The 12,155-nt window shown below is 71.5% G+C and carries 9 protein-coding genes; 3 read left to right on the top strand and 6 right to left on the bottom strand.

Annotation, left to right across the window (positions count from 1 at the left end):
- Window positions 1-560: 560 nt before the first annotated feature.
- The 4 genes from HMPREF9062_RS06925 to HMPREF9062_RS06910 all read right to left on the bottom strand — a co-directional run bounded on the left by HMPREF9062_RS06925 (window position 561) and on the right by HMPREF9062_RS06910 (window position 5,727).
- A complete protein-coding gene (locus tag HMPREF9062_RS06925; protein WP_050795331.1) occupies window positions 561-1,370 on the bottom strand; it encodes a helix-hairpin-helix domain-containing protein in 810 nt (269 codons plus the stop codon).
- 144 nt (window positions 1,371-1,514) lie between these two features.
- Window positions 1,515-2,342, bottom strand: coding sequence for a DegV family protein (locus tag HMPREF9062_RS06920; RefSeq protein ID WP_009749371.1), 828 nt, complete (start codon window positions 2,340-2,342; stop codon window positions 1,515-1,517).
- Between the two features lie 72 nt (window positions 2,343-2,414).
- A complete protein-coding gene (gene dnaG / locus HMPREF9062_RS06915) occupies window positions 2,415-4,427 on the bottom strand; it encodes a DNA primase (RefSeq protein ID WP_009749370.1) in 2,013 nt (670 codons plus the stop codon).
- 76 nt (window positions 4,428-4,503) lie between these two features.
- Window positions 4,504-5,727, bottom strand: a complete 1,224-nt coding sequence (locus HMPREF9062_RS06910) for a deoxyguanosinetriphosphate triphosphohydrolase (protein ID WP_253270756.1) — start codon at window positions 5,725-5,727, stop codon at window positions 4,504-4,506.
- A 267-nt stretch (window positions 5,728-5,994) separates the two neighbouring features.
- Here HMPREF9062_RS06910 and HMPREF9062_RS06905 point away from each other — a divergent pair, with 267 nt between their 5' ends.
- The 3 genes from HMPREF9062_RS06905 to HMPREF9062_RS06895 all read left to right on the top strand — a co-directional run bounded on the left by HMPREF9062_RS06905 (window position 5,995) and on the right by HMPREF9062_RS06895 (window position 9,381).
- Complete coding sequence (locus HMPREF9062_RS06905) at window positions 5,995-7,221, top strand: alpha-glucosidase (RefSeq protein WP_009749368.1); 1,227 nt, start codon at window positions 5,995-5,997, stop codon at window positions 7,219-7,221.
- A 699-nt stretch (window positions 7,222-7,920) separates the two neighbouring features.
- On the top strand, window positions 7,921-8,250 hold the full coding sequence (locus HMPREF9062_RS13220) for a maltose ABC superfamily ATP-binding cassette transporter permease (RefSeq protein WP_009749366.1): 330 nt from the start codon (window positions 7,921-7,923) through the stop codon (window positions 8,248-8,250).
- Between the two features lie 105 nt (window positions 8,251-8,355).
- Window positions 8,356-9,381, top strand: a complete 1,026-nt coding sequence (locus HMPREF9062_RS06895) for a LacI family DNA-binding transcriptional regulator (RefSeq protein WP_034253910.1) — start codon at window positions 8,356-8,358, stop codon at window positions 9,379-9,381.
- Window positions 9,382-9,517: 136 nt separating this feature from the next.
- Here HMPREF9062_RS06895 and HMPREF9062_RS06890 read toward each other — a convergent pair whose 3' ends face one another.
- Both HMPREF9062_RS06890 and HMPREF9062_RS06885 read right to left on the bottom strand, forming a co-directional pair.
- Window positions 9,518-10,726: a glycerate kinase gene (locus HMPREF9062_RS06890; protein WP_009749364.1), complete on the bottom strand. Its 1,209-nt coding sequence runs from the start codon at window positions 10,724-10,726 to the stop codon at window positions 9,518-9,520.
- Between the two features lie 16 nt (window positions 10,727-10,742).
- Window positions 10,743-12,143 (bottom strand): M20/M25/M40 family metallo-hydrolase, encoded by a 1,401-nt coding sequence (locus HMPREF9062_RS06885; RefSeq protein ID WP_009749363.1) that lies wholly within the window; start codon window positions 12,141-12,143, stop codon window positions 10,743-10,745.
- Between the last annotated feature and the right edge of the window lie 12 nt (window positions 12,144-12,155).

Below are 12,155 nucleotides of genomic sequence, written 5' to 3'. Positions count from 1 at the left end.
CAGGTCCGTGAGTACCACTGTACGGCGGGGCCCGGCCACCACCCGCGGCTCGGTCTGCACAGTGCCCAGGAGTGTGACGGTGCGCCCGTCGGCCGCAGCGCGGGTCAGGGGATCTTCGGCCCGGCTCCACGAACCGGCGGCGGACACGGCGAGCACCGCAGCCATCGCGAGCACGGCCAGCAGGATGCTCGCGATCACCGACCCGAGGGCGGACCCGTCCGGCGCCTCCGCTCCGGGACGCGGGTCGTAGCGGTGGCGCGGCGGCCGGAAACGTCGGGCCGCCAGACTCAGCGGGATGGCCGACCCGGTCAGGGCCAGGACCCCGAGCAGAATGGTGCACCAGGCCCGCCGTCCAGGCAGGCCGACGGCCCAGGCGGCGCCCACCCAGGAGGCCAGCGCCGGCGGGAGCAGGCGCACGTCCAACGGGGCGGGCGCGGCGTCGCGCAAGCGGTGATGACGCCGACGACGGGGCGGCTCCCCCTGCTCGCCCCGAGGCGTCATGCCCGCGGCGGTCCGCCGGCCTCCCCTTCCCGGCGGGAGAGCCGGACCACTCGCGCGGTTCATACGGTCGCCTCCGTCCTGAGGGCCTCGAGCTTGGCCTTCCCTATGCCGGGCACGTCTGTGAGGTCGTCAAGGCTTTTGAAGGGACCGTTGGCCTCACGGTGACTGACGATCCTCTCGGCCAGGGCGGGTCCAATGCCGGGCAGCGCCTCAAGTTCGGAGGCGGTGGCCGTATTGACGTTGATCGGGCCCGCACCGCTGCCGCCGGAAGCGGTCGACGAGGCCTGCGGTCCGGGTGAAGCGGCTTCGAGCACCTCGCCGACGACAGGCACGCGCACCTGCTCGCCGTCGACCACCGGCCTGGCCAGATTGAGCTGATCGGTGTCGGCGTCCTCGCGCGCACCGCCCGCGGCCTCGATGGCGTCGACGACGCGGGCGCCCTCCGGCAGGCTGACGACGCCCGGAGCGCCAACGGCTCCGGCGACGTGCACGAGGAGCCCGCCGGTGCCGGAGGAGCCGGCGGAGGGGCCGCTCACGAGTTCGGCGGAGGTGTGGGCCGCGGCCGATCCGGGGCCGCCGCCCGGTTCTGCCGGCGCGGACGCCGCGACCGTCGATCCCCCGCTCCCCGACGCCCCCGCCGAGGTGACCGGGCCCGCCGCGGCCGGGCCGCCGGGTGCGGCCAGCACTGTGCGCAGCGCGAGAAGGAGAGCGAGTCCGATGAGAACCGCTCCCAGAAGGATGGCCGCACGCGGTGCTACGGCCGCACGTCGGGGCCGGCGGACCGGTTCATCGGGGTCGGTGGAGCAGGCCAGACGAACCAGGTCATCCAGGGTTCGTCCGCTGCGCCGCGCCGTCCGTCGTCCGCTCATGATCACGACGGTAGGTCCATGCGGGCTCACGGCCGCCGCCGGCGCCCGGATCCTGTGGACTCGCGCCCCCGCCGGGGCGCACGGGTCCGCCTGTGGAGCCCCGCAACGCCCGCCCGGTCCGTTGCCCGCCGGGACGGCTCCCGCTCACCGGCCGCGTCCCGGCCACGGGACGACGGCGACGCCCAGGGCGCCCGGTCCCAGGTGGACGCGGTGGGCGGCGTCCACCGGCGAGCGCATGACCGACTCGACGAGGGCCCCGGCCCGCGCCATCGCCTCCGTCACGTCGTTCTCGAGCTGACGGCCCCGGGCGGGGTCATCTCCGTAGTGGACGGCCAGCCGCACGGGCTCGAGCGGGGGGCGCGGCCCGCTCAGCCGCGTCCCGCCCGCCGCGCGCACGGCCTGGGCCACGAGGTGGCGGCGGGCCCGTGCGGCGCCGCGCACGGTCTCGGCGACGGTGATGCCCGCAGCGGACATAGCGAGCACCGGGCGTATCCCGAGGGCCCCACCCATCAGGGCGGTGGTGCGGTCCACGCGCCCGCCGCGCCGCAGACCGGCCAAGTCGTCGACGAGGAAGAATGTGCGCGAGCGCGCCGCGCACTCGCGGGCGCGGGCGGCCCCGCGGCGCGCGTCTCCGGCCTCCCCGGCGGCCAGGACGGCCAGACCGAGCGCTCCACCGGAGACCCCCGAGTCGAGGACGGTGATCGAGCGCCCCCCGGCGGCGAGCTCCTGGGCGGCGAGGCGGGCGTTGTCGATCGTGCCTGACAGGACCGAGGCGATGTGGACGGCCAGGACTTCGTCGGCACGGTTCAACGCTGCCGTGTACGCCGCCGCGAGCTCGGCGACGCTGGGACGCGCGGTGGTGGGAGCCACATCATCGTCGATCACGTGGAGTGGCACGACGTCGATGCCGTGGTTGCGCGCGAGCTCGGGCGGCAGGCAGGCGGCGGAGTCCGTGACGACGGCGAGGGTCATGGCCTCAAGGGTAGCTCCGCTCCCGAGCGCGTTCGCATGGGACGTCGGGTCGGCACCGGCGCGATCATCCGCCTAGGAGAGCTGGGCGATCTGCATGCGCCGGTTCTCCAGGCCCACGATCTGCTCGAAGAGCTCGCGGTAGCCCTCGTCGTCTGAGCTCATGCGGCGCTGCCGGGCGCGCAGCTCGGCGAGCTGACGATTGATCCCGGTGCGGGCCAGGGCCGACAGGACTCCTCGGGCGTAGCGCTCGACCGCGTCCGGATCGGGCTCAGCGCCCCCGCCCCGTGGCGGCGCCAGGGGCAGGGGCGCCACGGCCAGTTCGGTGATGGCGGCGCCGACCGGTCCGATCGCCCCGGCGCGCACCTGCTCGATCCAGTGAACGGTGGCGCGGTCGACGGCGTCGGCGCGAGTCAGACCGGGAGACTCAGCGCGGGAGATGAGGTCGGAGACCTCGCCGGTCCCTCCGGCCGCCTCGACAGCTTCGAACACGGCTCGGTGGACGGGCACGGCGAAGGCCGCCGGACTGATGTCGTCGGCGCCGACCTGCGCGGCCGCCACCGGCATCTGGACGATGATCTCCAGCGCCTGGCGCTCGAGCCTGGCCACCGGATCGTTGACAGGCGGCAGCCCGGCTCGGGCGGGAGGACCCGCTGACTGTCTGGCGGCCCCTCCCGCCGGTTCGGACCCGGAAGGACCTGCGTCCGCGCCGCGCCGCTCGGCCGCGCGCACGGCCCCCACGGCCTCGCTCTCGGGCATACCCAGCCAGCCGGCCAGACGACGGGTGTACTCCCGGCGCAGCGCCCGATCGCGGATGCCGGCGACGACCGGCGCGGCCGAACGTAACCCGCGCACACGTCCCTCGGCGGTGTCCAGGTCGAGGTCGGCCAGGCAGGTGCGGATGACGAACTCGAACAGCGGCACGCGCCGTTGAAGCAGCCGAGGGATCGCATCGTTGCCTTCAGTCATGCGCAGATCGCAAGGATCGTAGCCGTGCGGATCGACGGCGACGAAGGTCTGCGCCGCGAAGTGCTGGTCCTCCCCGTAGGCGCGCAGGGCGGCTTTCTGACCGGCGGCGTCACCGTCGAAGGTGAAGACGACCTCTCCGCCGCGGGCGCGGCGCCCGGTGATGACGCCGGCCGACGGGTCAGCGACATCCCCCAGCAGGCGGCGCACGATGCGCACATGGTCCGCGCCAAAGGAGGTGCCGCAGGTGGCCACAGCCGTGGTCACCCCCGACAGGTGGGCGGCCATGACATCGGTGTATCCCTCGACGACGACGATGCGATGATCACGAGCGATGTCCCGCTTGGCCAGGTCCAGGCCGTAAAGCACCTGGCCTTTGTGATAAATGGCGGTCTCGGGGGTGTTGAGGTACTTGGGGACGGTGGCGTCCTCCTCGCTCAGGCGCCTGCCGCCGAAGCCGACGGTGGCACCGGTGACGTCGCGGATGGGCCACATGAGCCGGTCGCGGAACCGGTCGTAGACCCGCGACCCTCCGGCGCCACCGCGACCGCACAGGCCCGAGGCAACCAGCTCGTCCTCGGTGAAGCCGTTGGAGCGCAGCATGTTGGCCAGGTCGTCCCAGCCGGCGGGTGCGTAGCCGATCCCGAAATGGTCGGCCTCCTCGGGTCCGAAGGCGCGCCCGCCCAGGAAGGTGCGGCCCGCGCGCGCGGCGGGAGTAGCAAGCTGCTCACGGAACCACGCCTCGGCGAGCCGGTTGGCCTCCAGGAGCCGCTGGCGCGTCCCGGGCTCGATGCCGCGAGTGACGCGCCCGTCCCCCTCCTCGTAGCGCAGCCGGACGCCGACTCGGTCGGCCAGGTACTCGACGGCCTCGGTGAAGGACAGCTGGTTGATCCTCTGGACGAAGGAGATGACGTCCCCGCCCTCGCCGCAGCCGAAGCAGTGCCACAGCCCCAGCTGGGGGCGGATGTTGAAGGAGGGGGTGCGCTCGTCGTGGAACGGGCACAGCCCCTTGAGCGACCCCACCCCCCCGCTCTTGAGAGTGACGTGCTCGCCGACGATATCCTCGATCTTCGCGCGCTCGCGCACCGCGTCGATGTCCTCGCGCTTGATCAGCCCCGCCATGGCCTCATCCTAGGCGAGGACTCCGACATGGCCGACCCGCTCTTCCACGGCCCGCCGGCATCGGAACGGACCCGGGTCAGACTCGCGAGAGCAGGCCGCACAGGCGCGCGTGCCAGGCGCGCGCCGAGGTGTCCGTCAACGAGGCGATCTGGTCGACGACCGCGCGGGTGCGCCCCGCCTCGTCACCGGCCCGGCGCCAGGCCGCGGCGAAGATCGGCTCGAGGTGCCCGCTCCCGCTCGACAGCAGAATGTCAGCCAGGTCGAACAGTTCGGTGCGCTGACGCAGGTAGACCGGCTCATGCTCACGCGGGGCCATGACGTAGTGCACCGCGGCGCCCTTGAGGACCAGGATCTCGGCCGCGGTCTCGTCGGGGATGATCAGGTCGGCGCCGTAGCGGGTCAGGGCGCCGGAGCCGAACACGTCGCGGGTAGCCGCGGCGACGGCGGAGACGAAGCGGCCAATGAGCTGGCTGGTCAGGTTCTTCAGTGCGGCGGCGTCCGCAAGCGCACCGCAATAGGACGGTATCCAGCTGGGCAGGCGGACCAGTCGCTCCCACGCCGCACCGAGTCGACCCGGGTCGATGTCGGCGCCGTACCAGGCGCGGGCGTCCTCGATGATGGAGGCGACCTCGCCGTCCTCGCGCAGCCGGGCGGGATCCATGCGGAACAGGGCGATGGCATCCTCGACGTCGTGGACCGAGTAGCCGACGTCGTCGGCCAGGTCCATGACCTGAGCTTCCAGGCAACGGCGCCCGCCGGGGGCGCCCTGACGCATCCAGTCGAAGATCTCCCGGTCGGCCTCGTAGCAGCAGTACTTGCGTGCGCTGCGGCCCTGCGGACCGCCCGGCCCCTCACCCCGGGCCCACGGGTACTTGGCGACGGCGTCCAGGCTGGCGCGCGTGAGGTTGACGCCCACGGACCGTCCCGAGCAGTCCAGAGTCTTGGGCTCCAGACGGGTCAGGATGCGAAAAGTCTGGGCGTTGCCTTCGAAGCCGCCGACGGACTGGGCGATGATATCGAGAGCCTTCTCACCATTGTGCCCGTAGGGCGGGTGCCCCAGGTCGTGGGACAGGCAAGCGGTGTCGACGACGTCGGGGTCGCAGCCCAGGGCCTGTCCGAGTGCGCGCCCCACCTGGGCGACCTCCAGGGAGTGGGTCAGACGGGTGCGCGCGAAGTCATCGCTGGAAGGCCCCAGAACCTGCGTCTTGGCGCCAAGACGCCGCAGAGCGGAGGAGTGGAGGACGCGAGCCCGATCGCGTTCGAAGGGGGTGCGCTGAGGATTCTTCGCGGGTTCGGGCATGAAACGGGCGACGTCCGCACGCCCGTAGCGTCCGTACTCGTCCGGTCCGCCGCACCTCCCGCTCGCGGGCCCGAGGGCGTCGCCGACATCACCAGAGTCGAAACCGCGAACCGGCGCCTGGTGGTTGGACATGGTCACAAGGTATCGCAACAACGCGTTAGGATGACGACGCACGTGTGCGATTGTCCTGTTCACCCGTAAGAACACGGGTGGCGTGCGCGCGAACCGATTGTCCGGGCCCGACCCGGCGGAAGGGAGCAAGCAGCCGTGACTACCACGACGACGCTCGTCCACCGCGTTTACAACGGGCCACTGGAATGGTGGAGGGACGGGCTCGTCTACGAGATCGGCTCCAGCGAGGTCGGCGCCGCCGATCTCGACGCGGCTCACAGTATCCTGGACCACATCAGCTCGCTCGGGTTCAACGTCATCCTCGTGCGCCCCTCCCAGGTCCCCACCCGCGGGGACCTGTCCTCGTTCCGTTCCTTCGCGCAGCGGGCCCACGAGCTCGACCTGCGCGTGATCACCAGGATCTCGGGGGCGCTGGGGCCGGTCACCGGGATGCACGCCGGCGATGCCAATCCGATCTTCACCGGTCAGGAGCGCGGTGAGAAAAGACTTCTGGAGCGCGCGGCCGCCTTCCTGGCCGAGGGCGCCGACGGCGTCGATCTGGGCACCATCGTGCCGCCGGAGGTCGATCGGCAAACCGACCTGAACCGGCTCAGCGACTACTTCGCCATCCTTCAGGCCCTCGTGGCCGAGCACGTCGACGAGGGCCTGATCGGAGCCGACGTCTCGGCCGTCTATCCCGAGGCGCTGCGCCACCACCTGGAGGACGACTGGCTGCACCACCTGCGCGATGACGCACTCATGCTCGCCTGTTGGGATGCGGATTCTCTGACCCGTCACATCACGCACTCCCTCGACGAGCACGATCGGTTCGGCGCTCCGCCCGTGTGGCGCTACCTGCCCAGCTACCGGCTCATGGAGCACACCGATCCCGGTGACGGGCGTCGCTGGTTCGAGACGAGCGATGAGGAGCGCGTTCGCCGCTCATTGGCACTGCAGGCGCTCACACTCTCCCTGCCCGGGGCGGTCTATCTGCGCCAGGGGGATGAGATCAATCTCCCCGACAAGGACAAGCCAAGTGACACGCAGGATCTCGCCAGGTTGATCAATGAGCGCTCGGCCGAGCAGGGTGACCGGTTCGGCTCCCCTCTGGCCACGGTGCGCCGGGCCACCTACGTCCGACGGGAGCACGCCCTGTCGACCGGGCCCTTCGCCTTCGTCGTCGGTCTCGACTGGTGCCCGCCGGGTGTCCTGACCTTCCTGACCCGCGATATCCTGGTGCTGGTCAACACTTCCGCGAACGACGTGGTGCTGCCCGAACAGGCCCAGGTCCTCCTGGCCTCCGCGATCCTGCGTCAGGAGGGCGGGCACCTGCTCGTCCCGCCCACGACGACGGTCTGGCTTCAGGCCTCGACCGTCGCCTGAGCCCGACACCGCCCCCTCTCCATCCCCGTCTCTTCCCCGCGATCGACCGACCCGCCCGCATCCGGACAACGTGCCGTTCCCTCTAAGTTGTTCGCCCCCATCTGCACCTCCGCCGCCGGCGCGTCCGAGTCCGTTCTTTCATCGGCGCCCGCAGTCAACGTTCGTAATTGTTGTATGTATGCGTTACCCGTGTTTCACAACGGGTCTCCTCCTCTCTTTCAGATTCGAAGCAGAATCACGGTGACTGTCAATCTCCGGTCTTTTCTGTCTCTCACCGCTTTCACCACCACTTCGGCAGCCGCAGCGGTCTGCAGCTCCAACGGCTCAGGCTCCGCCGCCTCCCAGTCCTCATCCTCCGCAGGGGACGAGGACTGGGCGAGTCAGTCGTCCGCAACGCCAATGCCGACCTGCTGATCTGGGCCGATGAGAAGAAGGCTCTACACCAATAAAGTGCTAACCGGCACGGCCTCCCCCGCAACCGTCGAAGAGCTGATCCAGGCGCGCGGGACCGCCGGCGCCGAGCAGGTCCCGGCCTACCCGTGGGACAGACCGGCAACGGCTACTTCATGCAGCCCTTCTACTCCTCAGCAGGCGGATACCTGGTCCGTGCGGCAAATTTTTACAATCGCGACTACGGGTCGGTCAATGAGATACTGCATCTGCACATCAACTGGCGCGGCACCCCCCTGAGCAAAGGTCGTGGTGTTGCTGACCAACCTGTGGATGGGCTTCCTCTACATGTTCATCGTGTGCACCGATGCCCTCCAATTGATCCCCGCCGACGTCGAAGAGGCCATTAGAGGAACGGTTCACCCACTGGCGGTTCCCCGTATCGTCCTGCTGTCCACACTCAGGCCGATTATTGCCACGACTTTCCTGCTGGCCCTCGCGGGCGTGATCTCCGAGTTCATCCTGGGTTCGACCTTCCTGACTGATAGGGCTGATCGGACGTCGTCCTCCCCTTCACCGGTGCCCGCCGCCGCGCCCCGGGCCGGTGGACCGCGTCGTCCGCGACCGGTACGGTCATGAAGTGGACACCGGCGCGGACGTGCCGTGCCGCGGCACGTCGCGTCCGCGCCGACCCGGGTGCGCCGGTGCACAGCCGCCCGGACCGACACCTAGGAGATGACCACCGTGCAGCAGCGCCCCACTCTCGCCGACATCGCGGACCAGGCGGGGGTGTCCACCGCCACGGTCTCGCGCGTGCTCAACGGAAAGTCGAACGTCGCCGACGTGACCCGCCAGCAGGTCCTGGTCGCACTCGACCTTCTGGGCTATGAGCGCCCCGAATCCCTACGACGCAGCTCGCGGGGCCTGGTCGGTCTGGTCGTGCCCGAGCTGAGCAACCCGATCTTCCCGGCCTACGCCCAGCAGATCGAGCAGCTCCTGGCCGCCAGCGGGCGCACCCCGCTGCTGTGCACCCAGACCCCCGGCTGCACCAGCGAGGACGAGTACATCGAGATGCTCGTCGACCGCGGGGTGTCGGGAATCATCTTCGTCTCCGGTCGTCACGCCGACACCGGCGGTGACGTGACCCGCTACCAGAGGTTGCGCGAGCGGGGCGTTCCTCTGGTGACCATCAACGGCAACGCCCCGACGATCAGGGTCCCCGGTTTCACCACCGACGACCGCGCCGCCGCCCGCGTCGCGGTGGAGCACCTCATCAGCCTGGGGCACCGCCGCATCGGCCTGGCGACCGGTCCTCTGCGCATGGTGCCGGCCCAGCGCAAGCGAGCCGGGTACGCGGACGCCATGCGCTCCGGACTGCCCGACCAGCCGCTGCGGATCCTCGAGACGCTCTACACCTATGAAGGCGGCGCCACCGCCGCGGACCGGCTCGTCGATGAGGGCTGCACGGGCATCATCTGCGGCTCTGACATCATGGCTCTGGGCGCTATCAGCGGTGCGCGGAGCCGAGGGCTGCGCGTGCCGGACGACCTGTCGATCATCGGCTACGACGACACGGCTCTTATTCCCATGACCAACCCGCCCCTGACCACCGTGCGCCAGCCCGTAGCCGCCATCTGCCGAGCCGCCGTGACCACGGTCATGTCCATGATCGGCGGCGAGGAGACGCCCGACGCGGAGATGCTCTTCGCCCCCGATCTCATCGTGCGCGGGTCGACGACGCCCGCCCCCCGATCGGCGAGCGCCGAGTGACGCCCGGTCTCCTTCCGTGCTCCGCCCGGCGGGCGGCATCGCCTTCCCGAACCCCGACCACGCCGTTCCCGGCCTCCGGGGCCCGGCCCGAACGGCCGACACAACGACCCCGGATCGGTCGGCAGCGTCCGGCGCCTCAGCGCGACCAGGAGCTGGCCAACCTCGCACCCATCTCGACCAGGCGCCCGCGCACGGCCCGTCTCCCGCCGGCGTTCCAGGCGACCGGCCGGGCGGTCGCATCCCGCGGCGCTCCCGCAGACTCCAGGGCGTAGGCACTGACGATGCCGACCTCGGCGAGTTCACCGTGCGGGATCGCAGTGCGTCCCGCGACGAGCACGGCCGGCAGCGCGAGAGAGGCCGCCGCCGTTCCGACGACGGCGATGACGGAATCGGCGAGCACGCCGTAGGCCTCTCCGACGCTGGTGACGACCAGGTCCTGCTCGCCCACCGCCTCGTCCAGGCCGAGCAGATGAGCCATCACCCGCGGTCCCGGCATGGCCCGGGCGCCCAGCGCCCGCAGCACGGCCGCGCCACCCCCGGCCGCACCGGTTCCCCAGGAGGTCACCGACAGTCGCCCGCTGACGGCGAGGGAGTCGCCAACCAGGTCGAGCGCGCCCGGGTGCGGCGTGCCCACGAGGTCGATCACCCGCGACGCCGCCGTGCACGCCAGGCGGTCGCGCTCCTGAACCTGGGCGGGTTCCAGAGCGGTGAGGCTCGTCAGAGCCTGGCCGGCCCCCGCCAGGCCGCCCAGGGCGACGTCGTCGGCGAGCGCGAGCAGCACGTCGCGTCCTTCCATGAGCGTGCGAGCCGCCTCCAGCCCGCCGAGGCCGTCGAGCATCCCGCGGCCGCCGTCATGGACGGCCGAGCGCGCCAGGCCCACGACGAGGGTGTCGCGGGCGCCGACGAGCGCCAGTGCCTGGGCCAGAGCTTCCCCCAGCCCGTCGGTGGTGCCCTCGCGCGCCTCCCGGGCCGCCAGCTCGGCGTCGGCGGGCAGGGCCGTCAGCCGGGCGGCGTCCAGGAGCCACGTGCGCGCGTACTCGTCGCGGGTCCAGGCCCCGCTCGGCTCACGCAGGCGTAGCAGATCGACCTCGCGGACCTGCCCGAGCGGGCTGCACGCCTGAAGAGCGCGGCGTGCCGCCACGCGCCGGGCATCGACGGTCTGAGCCGTGCCCGGGCCCCCGTCGGGCAGCGGTAGAAGAGTCAGTTCGTCGCCCGGGCGGCGCATCCTCCAACCGTCCGCGAGTGCGAGCGCGACGTCGCCGGCCGCCAAGCCGGTGCGCGAGTCGACGAGGGGGACTCCGCCCGGTTCGGGATACATCCCCCCGGGCGCCAGCAGGATCCTCACGAGCGCTTCGCCGCCCTCACCGATCGCCCTCGTCGAGGATCGTCCCGCCCAGCCGGGCCAGCAGGAGCGCCTCGCCGGTGACGATGCGCTCGAGATCGCCCAGGTGCATGGATTCGTCCTCGCTGTGAGCGCGGGTGTCGGGGTCCTCGATACCGGTGACGAGTACCTGGGCGCCCGGGAACGTCTCTGTGAGGGTGGAGACGAAGGGGATGGAGCCGCCCTGGCCGATCTCGACGCACTCGTGGCCGAAGGCCGTCGTCAGGGCCCAGCGGGCGGCACGGCCGACCGGGTTGTCCGAGGAGCCGTCGAAGGCGGGGCCGGTCTCGCCCCGGGTGATGGCCACACGGGCGCCGAAGGGAGCGTGCGCCTCCAGGTGGGCGCGCAGAGCCTCGAAGGCCTCGACCGGATCCTGTCCGGGGGCGACGCGCATGGACAGGCGGGCCGTGCAGGCGGGGGCGAGGACGTTGCCGGACACTTGAAGCGGTGTGACGTCCATGCCGATGACGGCCAGGGCGGGCCCGGTCCACAACCGCGCGGTCAGATCGCCGGTGCCCGCCAACTTGACCCCGTCCAGAACGCCGGCGTCGGCGCGGAAGTCGGCCTCGGAGTAGTCGGGGGCGTCCGGGGAGGCCTGCGAACGGCGGACCAGCCCGGGAACGGCAACATCCCCCGTCTCATCGTGGAGGGTGGCGATCAGCCGGCACATGGCGGTGACGGCGTCGATGATCGGGCCACCGTACTGGCCCGAGTGCAGGGCGTGGTCGAGGATGTCCAGGCGCACGTCGGCCTTGACAACGCCGCGCAGCGACGTCGTCAAGGCCGGAACCCCGACTTTCCAATTCGAGGAGTCGGCGACGACGATGACGTCGCAGTCCAAGTAGTCCCGGTGGGCCGTCAGGAAGGACTCGAAGGTGGGAGAGCCGACCTCCTCTTCCCCCTCGACGAACACGCTCACCGAGCACGGCAGCTCGCCTCCTCCGAGCGCGGCGAGAGTGCGCAGGGCGTGGACGTGAGCGATGACGCCGGCGCCGTCGTCGGCGGTGCCCCGGCCGAACAGGCGCTCCCCGCGGCGCTCGGCGGCGAAGGGGTCGGCCTGCGCCCAGGCGGCCGGATCGCCGACGGGCTGGACGTCGTGGTGAGCGTAGAGGAGCACGCGAGGCGCCCCGGCGGGACCGTCGCGGTGGGCCAGGACGGCGGGCCGACCGGAGACGCCGTCGGCCCCGACGAGGCTGAGCACCTGCGCGCTCAGACCGGCGCCGGTCAGGAGGCCGGCGACGTGCTCGGCGCTGCGGAGCACCTGGGCCTGGTCGTGACTGGAAGCGGATACCGACGGGATGGAGACGAGCTCGACCAGGTCGGAGACGACCGACTCGAAGGAGTCATGGACGGCGGAGCGCACGGCGTCGACGGTGATCATGGATTGCAGGGT

It is taken from the genome of Actinomyces sp. oral taxon 448 str. F0400, from assembly GCF_000220835.1.
Lineage (GTDB): Bacteria > Actinomycetota > Actinomycetes > Actinomycetales > Actinomycetaceae > Actinomyces.
Note: the sequence above shows the minus strand (reverse complement) of the source record. Positions and strands in the feature narration are given on the sequence as shown.